Annotated in this window: 18 protein-coding genes; 8 read left to right on the forward strand and 10 right to left on the reverse strand. The window is 69.5% G+C overall.

Annotated elements, in window-relative coordinates; translation table 11 throughout:
* Nucleotides 1-338 precede the first annotated feature (338 nt).
* The gene (locus ABD848_RS24380) at nucleotides 339-1871 is read left to right on the forward strand and encodes a sodium-dependent transporter (protein ID WP_344977376.1); all 1533 of its coding nucleotides are present in this window, start codon (nucleotides 339-341) and stop codon (nucleotides 1869-1871) included.
* On the forward strand, nucleotides 1871-2002 hold the full coding sequence (locus tag ABD848_RS24385; RefSeq protein WP_344977379.1) for a methionine/alanine import family NSS transporter small subunit: 132 nt from the start codon (nucleotides 1871-1873) through the stop codon (nucleotides 2000-2002). The genes ABD848_RS24380 and ABD848_RS24385 overlap by 1 nt, the downstream gene beginning before the upstream one ends.
* Before the next feature lie 5 nt (nucleotides 2003-2007).
* Here ABD848_RS24385 and ABD848_RS24390 read toward each other — a convergent pair whose 3' ends face one another.
* Nucleotides 2008-2643 (reverse strand): TetR/AcrR family transcriptional regulator, encoded by a 636-nt coding sequence (locus ABD848_RS24390; protein ID WP_344977382.1) that lies wholly within the window; start codon nucleotides 2641-2643, stop codon nucleotides 2008-2010.
* Between the two features lie 216 nt (nucleotides 2644-2859).
* On the opposite strand from ABD848_RS24390, the gene ABD848_RS24395 reads away from it, so the two are divergent.
* Nucleotides 2860-3699: an arylamine N-acetyltransferase family protein gene (locus ABD848_RS24395; RefSeq protein ID WP_344977385.1), complete on the forward strand. Its 840-nt coding sequence runs from the start codon at nucleotides 2860-2862 to the stop codon at nucleotides 3697-3699.
* Complete coding sequence (locus ABD848_RS24400; RefSeq protein ID WP_344977388.1) at nucleotides 3696-4043, forward strand: PPOX class F420-dependent oxidoreductase; 348 nt, start codon at nucleotides 3696-3698, stop codon at nucleotides 4041-4043. The genes ABD848_RS24395 and ABD848_RS24400 overlap by 4 nt, the downstream gene beginning before the upstream one ends.
* A gap of 144 nt (nucleotides 4044-4187) precedes the next feature.
* On the opposite strand, the gene ABD848_RS24405 is transcribed toward ABD848_RS24400, so the two are convergent.
* Nucleotides 4188-4892 (reverse strand): helix-turn-helix domain-containing protein, encoded by a 705-nt coding sequence (locus ABD848_RS24405; protein WP_344977391.1) that lies wholly within the window; start codon nucleotides 4890-4892, stop codon nucleotides 4188-4190.
* A 252-nt stretch (nucleotides 4893-5144) separates the two neighbouring features.
* Between ABD848_RS24405 and ABD848_RS24410 the strand changes: the two genes are divergently transcribed.
* Both ABD848_RS24410 and ABD848_RS24415 read left to right on the forward strand, forming a co-directional pair.
* The gene (locus tag ABD848_RS24410) at nucleotides 5145-5552 is read left to right on the forward strand and encodes a hypothetical protein (RefSeq protein WP_344977394.1); all 408 of its coding nucleotides are present in this window, start codon (nucleotides 5145-5147) and stop codon (nucleotides 5550-5552) included.
* 185 nt (nucleotides 5553-5737) lie between these two features.
* A complete protein-coding gene (locus ABD848_RS24415) occupies nucleotides 5738-6700 on the forward strand; it encodes a universal stress protein (RefSeq protein ID WP_344977397.1) in 963 nt (320 codons plus the stop codon).
* A gap of 494 nt (nucleotides 6701-7194) precedes the next feature.
* On the opposite strand, the gene ABD848_RS24420 is transcribed toward ABD848_RS24415, so the two are convergent.
* The 6 genes from ABD848_RS24420 to ABD848_RS24445 all read right to left on the reverse strand — a co-directional run bounded on the left by ABD848_RS24420 (nucleotide 7195) and on the right by ABD848_RS24445 (nucleotide 14267).
* Nucleotides 7195-8922, reverse strand: a complete 1728-nt coding sequence (locus ABD848_RS24420) for a sensor histidine kinase (protein WP_344977400.1) — start codon at nucleotides 8920-8922, stop codon at nucleotides 7195-7197.
* 144 nt (nucleotides 8923-9066) lie between these two features.
* Nucleotides 9067-10062 carry an Acg family FMN-binding oxidoreductase gene (locus tag ABD848_RS24425; RefSeq protein ID WP_344977403.1) on the reverse strand — a complete coding sequence of 332 codons (996 nt, stop codon included), beginning with the start codon at nucleotides 10060-10062 and terminating at the stop codon, nucleotides 9067-9069.
* Nucleotides 10063-10065: 3 nt separating this feature from the next.
* Nucleotides 10066-10566: a universal stress protein gene (locus ABD848_RS24430; RefSeq protein WP_344977406.1), complete on the reverse strand. Its 501-nt coding sequence runs from the start codon at nucleotides 10564-10566 to the stop codon at nucleotides 10066-10068.
* A 756-nt stretch (nucleotides 10567-11322) separates the two neighbouring features.
* On the reverse strand, nucleotides 11323-12840 hold the full coding sequence (locus ABD848_RS24435) for a bifunctional aminoglycoside phosphotransferase/ATP-binding protein (RefSeq protein ID WP_344977409.1): 1518 nt from the start codon (nucleotides 12838-12840) through the stop codon (nucleotides 11323-11325).
* Between the two features lie 96 nt (nucleotides 12841-12936).
* Complete coding sequence (locus ABD848_RS24440) at nucleotides 12937-13353, reverse strand: Hsp20/alpha crystallin family protein (protein ID WP_344977412.1); 417 nt, start codon at nucleotides 13351-13353, stop codon at nucleotides 12937-12939.
* 101 nt (nucleotides 13354-13454) lie between these two features.
* Nucleotides 13455-14267: an HAD family hydrolase gene (locus ABD848_RS24445; RefSeq protein WP_344977415.1), complete on the reverse strand. Its 813-nt coding sequence runs from the start codon at nucleotides 14265-14267 to the stop codon at nucleotides 13455-13457.
* A 336-nt stretch (nucleotides 14268-14603) separates the two neighbouring features.
* Here ABD848_RS24445 and ABD848_RS24450 point away from each other — a divergent pair, with 336 nt between their 5' ends.
* Together ABD848_RS24450 and ABD848_RS24455 are read left to right on the forward strand one after the other, a co-directional pair.
* A complete protein-coding gene (locus ABD848_RS24450; RefSeq protein WP_344977419.1) occupies nucleotides 14604-15272 on the forward strand; it encodes a CBS domain-containing protein in 669 nt (222 codons plus the stop codon).
* Between the two features lie 126 nt (nucleotides 15273-15398).
* Nucleotides 15399-15653, forward strand: a complete 255-nt coding sequence (locus ABD848_RS24455) for an SHOCT domain-containing protein (protein ID WP_344977422.1) — start codon at nucleotides 15399-15401, stop codon at nucleotides 15651-15653.
* Between the two features lie 74 nt (nucleotides 15654-15727).
* Here the strand turns inward: ABD848_RS24455 and ABD848_RS24460 are convergent, their stop codons facing one another.
* Nucleotides 15728-18016 carry a heavy metal translocating P-type ATPase gene (locus ABD848_RS24460; RefSeq protein ID WP_344977425.1) on the reverse strand — a complete coding sequence of 763 codons (2289 nt, stop codon included), beginning with the start codon at nucleotides 18014-18016 and terminating at the stop codon, nucleotides 15728-15730.
* A complete protein-coding gene (locus ABD848_RS24465) occupies nucleotides 18016-18201 on the reverse strand; it encodes a hypothetical protein (protein WP_344977428.1) in 186 nt (61 codons plus the stop codon). The genes ABD848_RS24460 and ABD848_RS24465 overlap by 1 nt, the downstream gene beginning before the upstream one ends.
* Nucleotides 18202-18767 lie beyond the last annotated feature (566 nt).

Raw genomic sequence — 18767 nt, forward strand, 5'->3', positions numbered from 1 at the left:
CCAAAGCCGCTACGACCGCGGTCACGATCCGCGGTGGCCGCAGGAGGGTATGCATGGGGGATTCCTCCGTAGGCGTTGGAGTGTGGACACATACCCCGGAAAGCGCATTCCGGTAGCCAAATGTTACTGGTTGGTTATCTTGGGAGCAATACGGAATTTCACTGGTTGGGTAGAGCGATGGAAGCGGAGGCGCTGTGATGTGGCGCTTCTCGTGTGCAGGCGGCGCCGGAACCGATCACCCGACGGCCCTCCTATAGGGCAGACGAAATCCACTTTCCAGACAAAATGGTGCTAGCGTCGCCGCGCAAGAGATCCACAAGGTCTAAGGAGTTCTGGCCATGTCGCAGCACCGCGAGCAATGGGGAACTCGTGCCGGGTTCCTGCTGGCGGCGATCGGATCTGCTGTCGGCTTGGGAAATATATGGCGCTTCCCCTATGTGGCTTACGACAGCGGCGGCGGCGCATTCCTCGTGCCCTACCTCGTGGCCCTGCTCACCGCCGGTATCCCGCTGCTCATCCTGGAGTACACGCTCGGACACCGGTTCCGGGGCTCGCCGCCGGCGGCGTTTCGCCGACTGTCGCGGCCGGCTGAGGCCATCGGTTGGTGGCAAGTGGGGATCTGCTTCGTCATCGCCGTCTACTATGCGGTCGTCATCGCCTGGGCCGTGCGCTTCGCCGGTTTCTCCATCGGCCAGCAGTGGGGCGACGATCCGGAGGCGTTCCTGTTCGGCGATTTCCTCGGCGTCGCCGACGCGCCGGGAGCCGTCTCCTCCTACGTTCCCGGCGTGGCGCTGCCGCTGATCGCGATCTGGGCGGTCGTTCTCATCGTGCTCGCTATGGGAGTGCGGCGCGGTATCGAGTGGGCCAACAAGATCTTCATCCCCCTGCTCGTTGTCTTGTTCGGCGTCCTCGTTGCGCGTGCCCTGTTCCTCGACGGCGCCGAGGTCGGTCTCAACGCGCTGTTCTCTCCCGACTGGTCGGCCATTCTCGACGGCAGTGTCTGGGTCGCGGCCTACGGGCAGATCTTCTTCTCGCTGTCGGTGGGCTTCGGCATCATGATCACGTACGCCTCCTACCTGCGCCGCCGCTCCGACCTCACCGGTTCGGCCCTGGTCGCGGGGTTCGCCAACAGTTCGTTCGAGCTGCTGGCCGGCATCGGCGTGTTCGCGACCCTAGGGTTCATGGCCACGGCCAGTGGGGTCCCCGTCAGTGAGATCGTCACCGACGGCATCGGGCTGGCCTTCGTCGCGTTCCCCCAGATCATCTCCACCATGCCCTTCGGGGCCACCCTGTTCGGCGTGCTGTTCTTCACCTCGCTGGTCATCGCCGGCCTCTCCTCGCTGATCAGCATCGTGCAGGTCGTGGTCGCCTCCGTACGTGACCGTACGGGCCTGGGCCGGGTGCCGGCCGTACTGCTCGTGGGTGGGGCCACAGCACTGGCCTCGATCGCGCTGTTTCCCACCGATGGCGGGCTCTACCTGCTCGACACCGTGGACCACTTCATCAACGGCTACGGCGTGGCTCTAGCCGGCCTGGTGGCCGTGATCACCGTGGCGTGGCTCGTGCGCGCGCTGCCCACGCTGCGCACCCACGCCGACGCGACCTCGGCGGTGCGCCTGGGTTGGTGGTGGGTGCTCTCCCTGGGCGTGATCACCCCCCTCGTCTTGGGCTGGATGATGTGGGACAGCCTCCGGGCCGAGTTCACGCAGAACTACGAGGGGTACCCGACATGGTTCCTCGGCTACGCGGGGTGGGGGATGGCCCTCGGCGTGATCGTGATCGCCGTCGCGCTCTCGTTGATCCCGTGGCGAAGCGCCACCGTGGTGGGGAGCGCTTCGTACGCCGAGACGACGCCGGAAAGGAGTCGCTGATGTCAGCCGGTGCCATCGCGATGATGCTCATCGCTATCGCCATCGTGTGGGGAGGGCTGATCGCGGCCGTCCTCCAGTTGCGCCGCCACCCTCAACCTCCCGAGGACAGCACCGGCGACACCGCCGGTTGAGGTGGTCAGCCGCCGGCGCTCAGCGCCGGCGGCTGACCACCCGCGAAGGTCGCGCGCAGTACCTCGCCGAGATGGCAGGCGAAGCTATAGCGCGACCACTCGCGCTCGACGGTCAGCACCTCGACGACGTCAGAGGTGGACAGGGCGCAGATCATGTCTGTGGCCGTGGCCACGGTCCAGGGCCCGGCGAGGTGGCCCTCGGCGTCGAGCCATTCAGCCAGTCGCCGACAGTTGGCGTGTTTGGCCGCGGTGGCCCGCTGCCGGTGGGCGGCGACATCGGGATCGTTGCTCTCGACACGGGTCACCGCACGGTCGACCGCTAGCACTCGGGTGTGGTAGCGCGCGAGGTGGCGCGCCCATGCCTCCAAAGCGCTGGGAGCGTCGGGTGCCTGCCAGACCTCGGACAGCGACTCGGCCAGCCCCTCGGTCTCGGCCACGTGGTCGAACAGCGCGCCCATGAGTTCGGCCCGCGAGGCGAAGTGCAAGTAGACCGAGCGGCGGGTGACTCCGGCCCGTTCGGCCACCGCCGACATGGTCAGCGCTTCAAACCCGCGTTCCTCCAGCAAGCCGCGCGTCGCCGCCAGCAGAGCGGTGCGGGTCCGGCTGCGGCGGGCGTTCGTCGGATGGCGTTCCCGCGTCACAGAAACCTCCCCTCTCCCGGAATCCCCCGACTTTACTACACAGCATGTGCATTAATGTGCTACACAGTATGTGTAGTAAAACTGCGTCGCGCGATGTGACCAACTGCCGTCATCACAGGAGAGGAACGCCATGACCCGCAGGGATACCGTTGTCCACTCCAGCATCGCCGGCCCCGATGCCATACCTTTCTTTCTCGCGGCACCGGAGGCCGCGACATGAGCCCTGACCTGTGGCAGACGGATGAACTCGACCTCGACGCCTACCTCGCGCGGATCGGCGTTGCCGGCTCACTGCCACCCGACGACACCACGCTCGCGCGGCTCCACGAGGCCCACGCGAGCACGATCCCGTTCGAGAACCTCGACGTCGTCCTGGGACATGGCGTCTCGCTGCACCTGCCCGACATCGTGGCCAAGCTCGTCGCTCGGCGCCGCGGCGGGTACTGCTTCGAGCACATGCTGCTGTTCACCGCGGCCCTCGAACGGCTCGGGTTCACCGTGGCGCGGCTGCTGGCGCGCGTCTTCCCCGACGCCGAGGACCAGCGCGCGGCTATCCGCACCCACATGACCGCGGTCGTCTACACTGAGAGCGGCGCATGGCTGTCCGATGTTGGCTTCGGCGCCAGCACGCTGGCACCGATCCGCCTGGCTGAAGGCGCCATCCTGCACCAGGCCGGGGCGAGCTACCGGATCGACCGCTCCGGTTCGTTGTGGACTCTCTCCACTCAAAGAGACGACGCCCCCTCCTCTGCGCTGCACGCCTTCACCCTGGAGCCCCAGCGCCCCAGCGACTACGAGGTGGCCAACCACTACACCGCGACCCATCCCAACTCGCCGTTCGTGGAGCGCCCGGTCGTCATACGGCCCACACCGGTCGGCCAGCACCGGCTGCATGACGACCGGCTCACCTTGGCCGGCCCGGAGGGCCCCGCCCCGCCGCGCCGCATCGACCGCTGTGCCCTGCCGGGGGTGCTGCGGGAGGTATTCGGCATCGTCTTGTCTGAGGACGACATCGACCGGCTGCGCCAGTTGCCCGTTTTCGAGGAGTCCTCATGAGCATCACCACCGTCTTCACCGAGGCCGAACACGCCTACCTGGCTCAGCAGTGGCTGGGCCGGCTCGTCACTTTGGAGCCCGACGGTTCTCCGCAGGCGCGCCCCGTGGGCTTCACCGTCAACACCGAACGCGCCACGATCGACGTGGGGGGTTACCACCTCGCGCGTTCGCGCAAATTCCGTAACGTTACCCGCGACAGCCGAGTGGCCTTCGTGGTCGACGACCTGGCCTCGGTCGACCCCTGGCGTCCCCGCGGCGTCGAGATCCGCGGCCGGGCCGAAGCGCTGCCCGCTGACGACACCGGGCCACCCCTCATCCGGATTCACCCCCGGCGTGTTCCTTGAGTTCTCGGGTGGGGGCTAGACACCGACCCGTTCGCCGCACCCAACACCCGCGACGTGGCCGCCGGCGAACCCCGCTGAGAGCCCAACCGGCGGCAACGACCGCTCCACAGCCACGGCTGTGGAGCGGTCGTTGCCCTGGCCTGGTCAGCCCGACGGCGGGGGCGCCTCGTGGGGATGGCCCCGGTTGCGGATGCGGCGCCCGCTCAACTCGACGGGAGTGATCCGCATGTAGGTGTCGCGTTCGCCGCCGGCCCACGGCCGCACCGGCGCCACCCCGCGCAGCGCGGCGGTTTCGGAGGCCTCCTCGACGCGCTGGGCGTGCCCGGCCACCAGCACGCTCCACCCTTCGCTCATCGCCCCGTCGAGCCGATCCACCTGGAAACTCACGGGGCCGGGGGCGTGTTTGGCGATCACTCCGTGGGCGGCGGTGCGGAACACGATCGCCGCCTCGCGCACCACGTAGTTGACCGGAAGCACGGTCGGTGCGCTCTCCCCCTCGATCACGAACGCCACGCGCCCCACGCCGCCGGGAGCGATCAAGTCCAGGCACTGCTGGGAGGTCAGAGTGAGCAACTCCGGAGAGGGAACAGCCGTGGCCGCGCTCCCGGCCGGGGCCTCGGTTTCGGCGCCCAGCAGTTGGTCGGGAGAGGTACGCAGCGCCGCAGCGAGACGGTACAGCGCCCACCGACTCAGCAGCGGCGGGTGCTCCTCCAGGTAGGCCACGTAGCCGGGGGCCATCCCGGCCTGTTCGGCCAACTCTTCGCGGCTGAGCTGCAACTCCAGGCGGCGCTGCTCCACCCGGCGGCCGATGTCGCCCTTGGCCTGGCCCTCCTCACGAGTGCGCTCCATGGTCATCCCCCCTGTGCTTGTTCCGCACGTACATCGCCCACGCCGCCTCTAGATCCTCCTTCCCGCGCTCGCCCCTGGTCATGAGGCTTTGGGGCCTAAGCCCCGGGGCCGAGGTCCTCAATCTGGACAGGCAAGAAAGGGACTAACAGCCCCGGATTGCGGGCAGGAGGGCGCTAACGTGCAGATACGGGAGCAAGGAGACTGTGGCTGTGGCCGATTCCGGCCGCGGCGCTGGGGCGAAAGGGGGCAGGCATGATCGGCAAGCGTGCCTGGCGGGACCCGCGCGTCGCCGTCACCTGCTTCGCAGGCGTCGACGCGACCGTCACCGCCCATGTCGCAGACCGATTCACCGGACTCGACCGTTACGCTTCCTCACCCGTGCACGCCGTGTGCGTGGCCGTTCGACGCAGAACGGTACCCGGCTATGGCGACCTTATCCGCGTCGAGGCACTGGTCAAAACGTTTAACGGCCCGTTACGTGCTAGCGCCGACGCCGATTCGGTCTCGACCGCCGTGGACAAGGTGCGTAACCGGGTGTGCCTGAGGCTGGCCGCAAGCGAGATCGGGGCACAACAGCAACGCATCCGGGGCGCCACGAACGTGTCGGCGGCCGACGACACCGCCCCACGCTCCACCGCACGCCCCACTGGCCGATCCTAGATGGCCGCCTTCCCACGGGCGGCTATCGGTAGCACCGCCGGCCGGATGTGCCGCACCGCGTGGCGACACAACCGGTCTCCCGGTGATGCCACCGCCGACCTCCCGCCGATAAGTACCCGCCGCTGCGCGATGCAGCCGCACTGCGCCAGAATGGGTCCCACCACCCACATTGAGGGAGAATCCACGTGAGCGTCGCCGGTAACGAGTCCCATGCGCAGCCCGCCGAATCCCACGGCGTCGTTGTCGGGGTCGACGGATCAGAGCCGAGCCGTGCCGCGCTCGACTGGGCGGCCCAGGCAGCCGTCCACCGTGGTGTCGGACTGACGGTGCTGTACGCCATGAGCATGCCGCTGATCGCCACACCCTTCGGACACCCGACGCGGGTGACGCCCACCCCGGAAGTCGCCGACCGCGCCTCGACTCTGCTCAACAGCGCCGTCGAGCACGTGAAAACCGCCCATCCGCACCTTTCCGTGCACACTCAGCTCTCCGAGATCGAGCCGGCGCCGGCGATGCTCGCCGCGGCCAAGCACGCCGATCTCGTCGTCGTCGGCTCGCGTGGACACGGCGGTGCGGCGTCGCTGTTTTTGGGGTCGGTGAGCGTGCGTCTCGCCTCCCACGCCGCCTGCCCGGTGGTTGTGGTGCCGCCCGACAGCACCACCCTGCACCAGCCGCGCGGGCGCGTGGTGGTGGGTGTCGACGGCTCCGCCGCCTCGGCGACCGCGCTGCGGTTCGCGCTCGAAGAGGCAGCCCTGCGCGACGCCGACCTCACCGCCCTGCGGGCGTGGCAGCCGGCCGTGCCGTTCGACCCGATGGAACTGGCCGCCGTGGAGTACACGGTCGACCGGGAGAGCCTCGTGGCGCGCGCCACCAAGTACGTTCACACCATCGTCGAGGAAGCGCGTTCGGAGGCCACCCGATCGGTGCCCGTCCACGTCGTCATGGTGGAGGAGCATCCGGCGCAGGCGCTGCTGACCGAGAGCCACACCGCCGACCTGATCGTGGTGGGCTCGCGCGGTCGGGGTGGTTTCCGTGGCCTGCTGCTCGGCTCGGTGAGTCAGGCGGTGCTGCACCACGCCGCGGTGCCCGTGATGGTGACCCGCGCCGACGTCGAGTCCGCCCACGAGGCCGAGCCGCCCTCGGAGTAAGGGGACTCTACGTTTTTCGTCAGACGGGGCGGGAGGTGGTCTTCGCTCATGTCGTGATCGCTTTGCGATCTTGGCAGCCTAAAAGGGGGTGTCGTGGCCGAGGCGAGAGGAAACGACGCGGGTGGCCACGGGAGAAGGAACGCCACTCCAGCACGGGATGTTGCTCTGGCTTGGGGGTTGCTGTAGTGGGGGTGTTGCTGTAGGGCGGGATAGAGCGGTGGGCGGCGAGCTTTCGGGTGAGGGTGGCAGGGGAGCGTGCCCCTCCCGGGCGCGATCGCCCCGTGGCAGGTGGCGCCCCAGAAGATGTTGCGTCACGGCACCCACCCCGGCCACAGTCCATCGGCCGCGGTGTCCGCTCCACCCTAGCCACAGCCCCACCCTAGGCTCCCGAGATCGCGCAGCGATCGAGGCACGAGCGGAGGGAAACACCACGCGTCCTCCTCACCCCAAACCCACGCGGCGCCCCCGCGGATGCTTGCCCCGCGGGGCAACGGTCAAACGAGCTGATCCTCGTGCAGCGGGACGCTCCAGTACAGTCTCGTCCCGCCCTCGGGCCGGGGCTCGATCTGGAACGTGCCCCCCAGGCCCGTGGCGCGTCCGGCCAGGTTACGCAGTCCGCTGCGGCGGCCCTGCTCGGGCACGCCGACCCCGTCGTCGGCGACCTCCACGGTCACCGCATCGTTGACCTCCACCCGAATCTCGGCGCGGGTGGCATGGGCGTGCCGGGCGATGTTGGACAACGCCTCCTGAAGCACGGCGAGGACGTGCTCCGAGATCTGTTCGGGGATTCTGCTGTCGATCGGCCCTTCCAAGCGCAAGTTGGGGGCGTAACCCAACGACTCGCTGGCCCCGTTGACGATGTCGAGGATCTGCTTGCGCAGCCAGGGGCGCTCCTCACCGCCGACGTTTTGCAGCGCGAAGATCGTGGAGCGGATCTGGCGGATCGTGTCGTCGAGGTCGTCGACGGCCTGCTGTACCCGCTGCGCGATGGCGGGGTTGTCGATGCGGCGGGTGGAGCTCATCAGCGACATCGCGATGGCGAACAGCCGTTGGATGATGACGTCGTGCAGGTCTTTGGCGATCCGGTCGCGGTCCTCCAGGATGCTCAGCCGCTCGGCTTCGCTGCGGGCTTCGGCCAACTCCAGGACCACGGCGGCATGGCCGGCGAAAGCGTGCAGCATGCGCACCGTCGAGCCGGTGAACGGTACCGCCCCATCGGCTCTGCCCAGTACGAGCACGCCGCGGCTGTTGTCGGAGCCGCCCAACGGCACCAGCAGCGCTGGACCCAGCCCCATCCCGTGCAGCAGGGGAGCGGGTTCGGACGCGGAGTGGATGATGTCGATGATCACCGGTTCGCCGCTGCGGAAGGTTCGGCCGGTGAGGGTGCCCTCCATGTCGACGGTGCGCCCCGCTACGCTGCCGGCCTGTGGGCCATCGGCGATGTGGACAGTCAACTGGGTGCCGCTACGGTCGGGCAGCGCGATGGCCACCAGGTCGGCGGGGGCCATGCGCCGCGCCCGCCGCGCGATCAGGTGCAGCACGCTATCGGTGTCGGCGCCGCTGAGTAGCCGCGTGGTGACCTCGTCGGAGGCGTCGAGCCACACTTCCCGCCGACGGGTATCCTCGTAAAGGCGGGCGTTGTCGATGGCCACACCCGCCGCGGTGGCCAGCGCGGTCAGGATCGCCTCGTCGTCCTCGTCGAAGTCTCCGCCGTTGGCCTTCTCCGTTAGGTAGAGGTTGCCGAACACCTCGTCGCGCACCCGCAGCGGGACGCCGAGGAAGCCCCGCATCGGGGGATGCCCCACGGGGAAGCCTCGCGACTCGGGGTGCTCGGTGAGGTCGCTGAGCCGCAGCGGTCGCGGCTCTTTGATCAGCAGCCCGAGCAGCCCCTCGCCTTCGGGCCAGTGGTCGATGGCGGCGATCTCGGCCTCGCTCACCCCCACCGGGATGAACTGCTCCAGTTTGCCGTCCTGGCCCACGACCCCGAGCGCTCCGTAACGCGCGTCGACCAGGTCCATGGCGGCCTCGACGATGCGGCGCAGCATGGTCTCCAGATCCAACCCACTACCGACCATGACGACCGCGTTCAGTAGGGAGTGCACGCGGTCGCGGGTCAGCATGACCGCGTTGACGCGCGACTGTAGTTCCGCCAGTAACTCGTCGAGCCGCATCTGGGGGAGGAGAAGGTTTTCCCCTTCGATGTCGGGCATGTGGTCAGCCATATCCCCCACTCCGGGATGCTCGTGTGGTGCCACACAGCGGGTCCCTGCCTGACCTCCGATTGTAGGATCTCGGCTCAGACCTGCGAAAATATTGTTAGTTGGCTGGTTTGGCGGGCAGTGGCGACATGGGGGTGCCGCGCGGCGTCAGCTCCCGGCCGTCAGCGGACTTATCGGTCCACCCCCGTTGGGGGTGCGCTGGTGCTCCCGTCCCAACCGCAGGATCATCTGCGCGTGTGCTCCCTCGCAGAGGCGTTCGGTGATGAACGCGCGTAGCAGCGGCTCCTCCAAGGGCTGGGTGTGGAACGCCGCTGAGACCCCCTCGGCCGTTGCCGTCAACAGCAGCCGCTGGAGCGCCTGCCCCGCCGCGAGGTGACTGGAGCGGGTGTCGGCCACCGTTGTGAGCAGCGCAATCGTGCCCGTCACCTCTCCGTGCACGTCGAGCATGCCGGGGATGCGGTTCTGCCCGTAGTCGCGTTCGGGGAACTCGGCATCGGTGACCCGCTCCTCGGGCGGGAAGTCCTCGGCGTGAATCCCGTCGGGGCGTCGGCTTCCGGGGGAGCGCACCCAGCGAGCCAACTCCTCGGCGTGGCTGCGTTCGTGGCGTTGCACATGCTCGGCGGCGGCGACGAGCCCGGCCAGTGACTGCACGAGCCCCTTGTCGGTGATCAGCCGCAGCGCAGCACCCTCGGTGGCGGCGGCGGTGCTCAGCGCACGCACCAGCCGCACGTCGTCGACGTCGGCCGTGAACGGGCCGCGATGGGTGCGCCGTTTACCGATTGAGGGATAGAGCAGGAGGTCCAGATTGCTCGGCTCAACGGAGTGGGTGGTGTCGATCTCAGCGAGCAGGCCAGGACGCTCGGGGTCAGGCAAGATGTTGATCTTGGGCAGTACGCCGTGAGCGCGCAGCGCCGTCCGAATGTTGTACAGCGCCGCACCGCAACTGATCACGAGTTCCCGCGCTTTGGGGTCACTCACTTCCAGTCGCCGGTCGACGTCGACGCTCACCGCGATGCGGCTACCGCTGTGGGTGAGCGCCCACGGGCGGGTGTTGCACACCGACGGCGCGCGCTCACCGGCGCGTAAGGCGGCGCGCACCGGCGCCTCGTCGGTCTTCGAGCGGTTGTCATGAATCGGCACCATCTGTCAGCTCCACTCCTTCGTAGCTCCGGCGAGCTCGGCGGAGCTGGCGAACGCGCCGCGCGAGGTCCCTGTCACGATCACCACCGGGCACGGCGCGGCCCGTACGCAGGCTATGGCGGTGGAGCCCAGGGTGGGCACCATCAGCGAGTCGTGTTCGGGTGTGCCTAGCACCAGCAGATCGGCGTTCTCGGCCGCGGTGAGGAGCGCCCGCGCTGGCAGGTCGTCCTCGGCCACGAGCGGCAGCGTGCGCTCCCACACCTGCTGGACGTCGGCCACCGCCCGGCGCAATTCGCGCGCGTCCTCGGCGCGCCGCTCCGCCTCGGAGGGGTCGGCCCCGGCGTAGGGGGCGCGCATGTTGTGCCCGCCGTCGATCACCCGGATCGCCCACAACTCGCACTCGCGCAACCGTGCCTCTCGCGCCGCCCACGCCAAAGCGGCCACGGCCGCCACCGAACCGTTGAAACCGACGACCACGTGCCGCTGCTGGGATGTCTCATTCTCCACAGGAGAGCCTTTCCACGCCGGTCGGCCCCAGAGCGAGCCGGCCTATCGGTCGTTTTCACCTTCCAGCACATCCGATGGCTGTCCCCTTGCGTTAGGGGCGAATGATCGCCTCACCGGTGACGGAGGTCCCGCAACGGCCCTGCGCCGGTTCCACCCGGCCGGACGGGCGAAGCGCGGACCATCGTCGCGGGAGGGCGTCCGGTGACGGGTGGTGGCGGGGAGGGCCGCCTGATGCGGTTCGCCGGGAGTTGCCAGGAGGTGGCGCGGCCACCGTTCTCGGAACTCTCCGCCCGCCCCCGCTGCTCGTGGCGAGCCGGCCCTGGCGCACAGCCGCCAGCGGCCAGCACGCCGTTTCGTCCCTGGTGGGGCCGCTATGGGGTGTCACGTCGGATGTTGGGAGGGCGGGCGTGAGCGTTCGAGGTGTGGCCGTGCTGTGGCGGGGGCGCTCCAAGGGACGCTGGGGTGCGGCCCCCACCTCAGGCACAGCCCCCTTTGGGCTGCCGAGATCGCGCAGCGGTCGGGGGCGAGGCCGAGGGAAACACCACGCAACCCCCTCAGCCTTGGCCCACGCCGCGTCGCAGGCCCCAGCGTGGGGCGGTGGGGCCGTGGGGCCCGTGGAACTGGCCGTCGGAGGACTTTTCACGTGCTCTCCGCGGGGAAGCCGCCCTGTGGCGTGATCCGGCGGCCCGCCGTTTCTCACCCTGGGTCTGCTACGGCGGCCTGCTCGCATGGCTGGGCGGCGCGCCGGCCCTACGGTCAGTCCGCCGTCATCACCGGCCGGTGGGGGTGCCACGGTTCCACCGCTGGGCGCGGGGCGGCCAAGGCCAGCGCGTCGGTGAGGACGTCACGCATCGGCCGGGAAGTGTCGAGCGGGGTCGCTTTCGGCCACGGGTGGAAGGCCGCGGCCATGGAGCGCGCGATCGTCGCGTCGGCGTCGGAGACGCTCCCTGCCGTTGCGCGGTGGGCCAGTCGCTGTGCCACGACCTCTTCGGGAGCGGTGCACCGCAGCTCCACAAAGTCGGCCAGTGTGGTCGCGGCCAGCCCTTCGGCATGGCTTCGAAACAGCGCGTCCGACCACGAGGCGTCCACGATCACCGACTCGCCCCGGCTGAGCAGTTCCTGGGCGCGACGTAGCAGTTCCCCGTAGACTGCGCGGCTCGCCTCTTCGGTGTAGATGCCCTCTTTGTACCCGGCGGCGGCCGATTGCCAGTGCCCCAAGCCGGCCCGCTCCTTGCGGACCCGGTCGCTGCTCAGGAGCGTCATGCCCAACCGGTCGGCCAGCGCTTCGGCCACCGTGGTCTTACCGGTGGCCGGCGAGCCGCCCACGATGATCAGCCGCACCGCCCCCCTGTGTAGATGCTCCAAGGCGATGCGTTCCAGCATGCGCGCCTCGGCCGCCGCCTCGCCGTCGCCTTGGGCCTGACGCAGGCAGGCGACCTTGGCGCGCACGAAGGCACGGTAGGCGATGTAGTGGTGGTGCAGCGCGGCCGGTGCCGGGTCACCGACGAAGTCGGCGTAGGCGCGTAGGAACGTCGCCGCCGCCTGGGGTGCACCCAGCCGCTCTAGGTCCATGGCCAGAAACGCCGCGTCGTCCAGCCCGTCGACCCAACGCAGTCGGTTGTCGAACTCCAGGCAGTCCAGAACGCGCGGCCCGTCGTCGAGGCAGAATATGTCACCGGCCAGCAGATCGCCGTGGCCGTCGACGATCCGATCGTCGGCGATGCGGGAAGCGAACAGTTCGCCGCGCCCGTCGATGAACCGCATCGCCAAGCGCTCGATCTCGGGGGTCTCCCCGCCCAGGACCTGCTCCTGGAAGGGCCGAATCTGGGTGAGGCTGCTCATCCACCGGTCCCGCAGCGCGGCGGCCGTGCCCTCCCGCGCGATCTCGGGGCCGCGTTCGGCGCGGCTATGGAACGCCGCGAGTAGATGGGCGATGCGGCGCAGCTCGTCGTCGATGTCCGCGCCGTCGCGCACCAGGGTGGACAGCCGGCGCTCGTCGGGCATGCGTCGCATCGCCACGAGGTGGTCGACTGGGACCGCGTCGGGACCAACAACGTCGAGGACCCCTTGGTAGACGTCGGGTGCCAGCCGCTCGTTCAGCTCGACTTCGCGATGGCAGGCGGCGCGCCGCAGTTCGCGGGTGCTGTAGTCCAGGAAGCCGAAATCCTCGGGCTTTTTTAGCTTGTAGGCGTGTTCTCCCACCAGGAAGACCACGCCCGCGTGGGTCTCATGTACCTCGGCGTAGGGGGCTGCTCCAACAGCGGCCGACTGCATTCTCACGTTCCTCGCATTTTTGGGGGGCCACCGCCCAACGCGGCGGCTGGCTGCGGGGCGTCCGCACCATCGGGCGCCCCGCGCCGTTTCCGGCGTCTACTCGCCGGGGCGGCTAACTGGGATCTGGCGGCCTTCCCTGCCCGCCTCCGCCAGGCCGATGCTGACTTCGAGGATTCCGTTGCTGTAGTTCGCGGAGACGTCGTCCTCGTCGGCGTCGTTGGGCAGCGCGATCGTGCGGCTGAACGAACCGTAGTGGAATTCCGTGCGCCGCCGTTCCCGCGTCTCCTCTTCCCGTTCTGCTGTGATGGTGAGCGTCCCGTGCGACACCGTCACGTTGACGTCCTTCTCAGGATCGACGCCGGGGAGCTCGGCGCGGACTATGTAGCGGCCCTCGCGGATAAAGTCCTCGACCCGCATCCCCGCCATCTGCGGAAACGCTGCGAAGGGGTTCTCGAACAGTTCCGCGAATCCGGGGATGGGCAGGTGGCGTTCACGGTGTGCGAGCCTGTTCATCGCAATATCCCCCTTAATCATTCGGCCCGTTGGTGGGCCACTTCCTAGTTCATCCCCAGGTCGCGCCCGCACAGCAGGACCGATCGTCCAACGCGACCGGGTCAAAAGTCACTCGCCTTGTGGTGTCCGTTTCCGCCGCGCACGGTTGGTTCGCGTGTTCCTGTGATCCGCAGCTCGGCCAGGTCGGAGACGACGATGTGGGCGCCGTGGCGGTACAACTCCGCCTCTTGGCCGGAGCGGTCGACCCCGACCAGGAGCCCGAAGCCGCCGCGCGCCCCCGCTTCGACCCCCGCCGGGTCGTCCTCCACCACCGCGGTGACCGTGGGGGCCACCCCCAGCCGCCGTGTCGCCTCCAGCAGCAAGTCAGGGGTAGGGCTCCCCGACAGTCCCAACTTGACCGCCTCTCGGCCGTCGACGTTGACGTCGAACAGGTGGGCCACCCCGGCCGCACACAGGATCGCGGCACAGTTGCTGCTGGTAGAGACGATGGCGGTAGCCGCACCCCCGCGCCGCAGTTCACGGATGAGAGGCATCGTCGAAGGGAAAGAGGCCACACCGAAGTGGCGGACGTAGTCCAGAAAGTAGCCGTCCTTGCGGTCGCCCAGCGAAGTGATGGTGGTCGCGCCGGGGTCGACCTCGGGCGGCGACTCCGGCAACGCGATCCCGCGAGAAGTCAGGAAGGCGCGCACGCCTTCGGGCAGCGGCCGGCCCTCGACAAATCGCAGGTAGTCCTCGCGTAGCTCGAAGGGGCGGAAGCGCCCGCCAGTGGTTTTGGCGCGGGAACGCAGGAACTCGTCGAACGTTCGTTTCCACGCCGCCGCGTGGACGAAGGCCGTGTCGGTGACAACACCATCCATGTCGAAGATGACCGCTGAAATCTCGTCCAGCGGGATCACTGCATCCAGTGCTTCCATGGCGCTCACCCTCCCCGATGTGTTGTCCGCGTCCGCCCCCGGGTGCGTGCGCTCACCGCTCCCGCGCGGCTCAGCGGCGCGGGACTGCGGCGCGCTGGTCTTGTTGCCTCCATCCCACACCTCGAGCCCGGTGGGGCCGTAGGGCCATTGGTCGGGCGCTTCGGCGGCGAACGACCCCAGAGCCACGCCGGTGCCCTCTGACCCCACGACGCAAAGACCACGACGAGACCAATGGCCCTGCCGTTCGGGACGTCTGTTACTGCCGCGCACCAACTGTGGGGGGCAGGTTGGATAGCGGGGCAGTGGAACCAACGGCGGCGATGCCGGGAGGAGCGAATGGCCATTACCACCGTCGCTGACTTGATGACTTCCCGGGTCATCGCCGCCTTCGACAACGCCGAGTTCAAGGAACTCGCGGTCATCCTGCGTAACAACGGCATCAGCGCTGTCCCCGTCGTCGACGCCGAGCACCGCGTGGTGGGTGTGATATCAGCCGCCGACTTGCTGTTGAAGGTCGCTGAGCCCGATCCGGAGGAGGGACAGCTCCTCGAACGCTACGAGAGCCGGATCGAACGTCTCAAGAGCGATGCCCACCTGGCGCGCGACCTCATGACAGCGCCCCCTGTCACCGTCACCGCCGAGGAGAGCGCACGGGAGGCGGCTGAGCGGATGCGCCGCCACCACGTCAAGCGTCTCCCGGTGGTCGACGAGCACCACCGGCTGATCGGTATCCTCAGCCGCTCCGACCTGCTGGGCGTCTACCTCGTCTCCGATCGACAGTTGCAGGAGACCGTGGAGCACGAGCTGGTCCGCGGCGAGTTCGGCTTCACTGAGGTCGAGGTGGCGGTACACGGTGGCGTCGCCACACTCGACGGCAGGGTGTCCCACCGCTCCGACATTCCCCGCCTCACCCACGCGATCCGCCGCCTCGAGGGGATCATCCGCGTGCGGTGCGCCCTCACCTACGACGAGGACGATCTGGCCCCGCTCAGTCAGCCCCCGTGACCCTCCAGCGTCTCCCAGCGGCGCCCCTTGGCCGTACATGGCGGTGGCGCGGTTGGGCAGCGGCACGGGGGTGGCCGTTATCGCACAAGGAAGAGGAGAGTAGTGCCGATGTATGGAGGATACGGAATGATGAACAACGCCTGGCTCGCCGTCACCATGTTCCTGTTCTGGATACTGCTGATCGTGGCCATTGTGGCCCTGTTGCGGTCGATGTTCTTCGCTGAGCGCTCCAAGGGCGAGCAGCGCAGCGAGGCCACACCGGGCAGTGCCGCCGAGCAGACGCTGGCGGAACGCTTCGCCCGAGGCGACATCGACGAGGAGGAGTACAACAACCGGCTGGCGACACTGCGCGCGACACCGGCGGGGCGCCGAAAGCCCTAGTACCGGCTGCCCACGGCCCCCGTCCAGCCGGAGGTGCGGCGTTTCGCCGCGGTCGGCCGGGAACGGGGGCGCCCCTACTCTTGGACCTGCGGCGCTAGCACGTGGAAGTTCTCTTCCTCTTGGGCGAAGTGCAGCCGCAGCAGGGCGTGGAGTTCGATGAGCGCCTGCGCCGCACGCTCGCGCGTCTCGACTCCGGCCTCGCCTGCGCGGAGTTCGGCGACCAGCGACTCGCTGCGCCGGATCAGCGCCGAGATCTCGGCGTGGGCCCTACTCATCGTGGCGGTGACCTCCGGCGTCCCCAGCGCCCGATCCACCGCCGGATAGAGCACCCGTTCGTCCTCCCGCTCGTGTTCGGCTAGCTCCGCGAGGAACGTGCTCAGCTCGGTCAGCGTTGGGGCGAGCCTGTCCTCGGGGGCGCCGCGCAGTGTTTCCGCGGTGCGGGCGAGTTCGTCGACGTGGGGCCACAGTCGGCGGTGCTCCTCGTCGAGACGGTGCACCAGTTCGGCGTCGTCGCCGCGCAGCACCGGGGCTCGCTCTGGTCCGCGAGGGAACAGGGTCCGCAGCGCGTTGAGGATCACCGCGACATCGATGGCCTCCTGGAGGACCGCCCCCGCCACCGGAGGGAGGTACCCCAGGGCGGCCACCACCATCGCGGCCAGCGAGAGCCCCATCCCCACGCCTACGCTTTGGCCGGCGATGGTGCGGGTCCGCTGGGCGATGGCCAGCGTCTCGGCCAGCCGTGCCAGCCGGTCGACCGTGATCACGATGTCGGCGGTCTGGGACGAGGCCGTGGCCCCCCGCGCGCCGAGGGCGACTCCGACCCCGGCGCGGGCCAGGGCCGGCGCGTCGTTGACGCCGTCCCCCACCATGACCGTCGCCGCGGTGGCGCTCGCGGCCTCCGCCACCGCCACCTTGCCCTCGGGGGACTGCTCGGCGTGGACCTCGTCGGCGCCCACATAGTCGCCGATCGCCGCCGCGACCGAGGCGCGGTCGCCGGTGACCATCACCGCCCGCTCGATGCCGGCACGCCGCAGCAGCCGCAACGTTCGGGGCGCGTCGGGGCGCAACGGATCACGGAGCAGCAGGATTCCGGCCAGGTGGCCGTCGACCCCCACGAAGACGGTGGCCGCCTCGCTGTGGCCGGCCTCGACGCGGGCCGACTCCACCAGCTCCGCCGGCGGGTCGGCTGCCACCCAGGACGCTTTGCCCAGGCGTACCGACCGCCCCTCCACCATGCCTTCCAGCCCCGCACCGGGCACTTCGCTCACGCCGGTGGGCAGGTGCAGCGGTAGGTCACGCTCGCGGGCGGCACGCACGATCGCCGCCGCGAGGACGTGGGAGGACGCCTGGTCCAGGGAGGCGGCCCACCCCAGCACCTCGTCGGAGCGGGTCCACGTGGCGGTGAGCACCCGGTCGAGCCGGGGGTGCCCCGTCGTCACCGTGCCGGTCTTGTCGAACAGCAGCACTCGGGCTCGGGCGAGCCGTTCGATCGCGTCGCCGCTCTTGACGATGACGCCCCGCCCGGCACAGCGTGACATCCCGGAGGTGAAGGCGATCGGCGCGGCGAGGATGAGCGGGCACGGGGTCGCCACCACCAGGACCGCGACGGCGCGTACCGGATCGCCCGACAGCAGCCAGGCGCCTCCCGCCAGCAGCAGCGTCACCGGCAGGAAGACGGCGGCGTAACGGTCGGCGAGCCGCACGAACGGCGCGCTTTTGGCCTCGGCCTCGCGCACGAGCCGCACGATCGCGCCGTAGGTGCTGCTGGTCGCGTCCGTGGTGGCCCGCAGGTGGAACGGTGAGCCCGCGTTGACCACACCGCTGCGCGCAAGCTCGCCCGGTTGGCGCTCGGCGGGAAGCGGCTCCCCGGTTACGGCTGACTCGTCCAGCACGGCGGTGCCGCTCTCGACGTGCCCGTCCACGGGGACGATCTCGCCGGTGCGTACCGCCAGGAGGTCGCCTGCGGCGACCTCCTCGACGGGCACGGTGACGATCTCGCCACTGTCGACGCGGTGGGCAAATCGCGGAGCCCGAGCCAGTAGCGCGCCGAGCTCTCGGCGAGCCCGTCGGGACGCCCGATCCTCCAGCAGCCGTCCGCCCGTGAGCATGACCGCGATGATGGCCCCCGCCAGGAACTCTTGGACCGCGATCGTGCCGACGAGGGCGAGCAGCGCGATCACGTCGGTGCCCAACTGTCTGCGGCGCAGCCCCTCGACAACCCACCAGGCCGCCACCCCTGTACAGAGCACGGTCGTGGCCAGCCACACCGCGTCGCCCGCTCCCGGCAGTCCTGCTAGGTGCAGCAGCGCCCCGGCGGCCAGACCTCCCAGCGCCAGCATCGCCAGGATCGACTGCGGCGTCATCACTGGTCCCCCCGGGGGGCGCGTTCCCAGGGCAGGTTCGGGCGGCCACGTGTCGACAGCGGGTACCGTTCACCGGCGCACGCCGCGTCGTGCCCTACCGTCCCCACGCGCTCGAACATCGGGGGCCACCCACCGCCGTGGTCGGTGCTCGCTTCATAGGAGGAGCCGACAGCCGTAACACTCATAACCCTTGTCCCTCCGCCGCCATGTGTGTCGCCGCGGCCGGTGGAGCGTGTGGCTCTCGCGGGCCGGGCGCAGCGGCGGTGTTCCCCACCGCTGCGGGACGGCCACCCGCTCGCGGGAGCCCCGGGCCACACCCCGGTTCGCCTAGTGGCGCTCCACCGCGCCCTTGTCGACCGCAACGGTGCGGCCCTTTTTGACGCTAGACGCTGGCGCCACCCTCATCGGTGGGACGAACGCCCCCCGATGAGGGGGCCTTCGTCCCACCATGCGCGATCGCGTCTGGCTGTGGGAGTGGGGAGCGTGGCAGGGGGATAGGGACGGTTCCGCTCTCCCGCAGGGAAAGGGCGCCGCGCGTGCGCCTCGCCGCTGGCTGGATGTGGGGGTGTTTCTGTGGGTTTGTCAAGCCGAGGGTCGTAAGTGGGGCCTGTCGCTTGCCCGGGATGGGAGGGCTTGCCGTTGGCTCGTGCCTCGATCGCTTCGCGATCTCAGCAGCCTTAAGGGGGCGCTGTGGCTGCGGGCGGGTGGCAGGCGACGGGGACGGCCCCCGGCTGGGGTGAGGCAGCATTGC

Source organism: Salinactinospora qingdaonensis, from assembly GCF_039539445.1.
GTDB lineage: Bacteria > Actinomycetota > Actinomycetes > Streptosporangiales > Streptosporangiaceae > Salinactinospora > Salinactinospora qingdaonensis.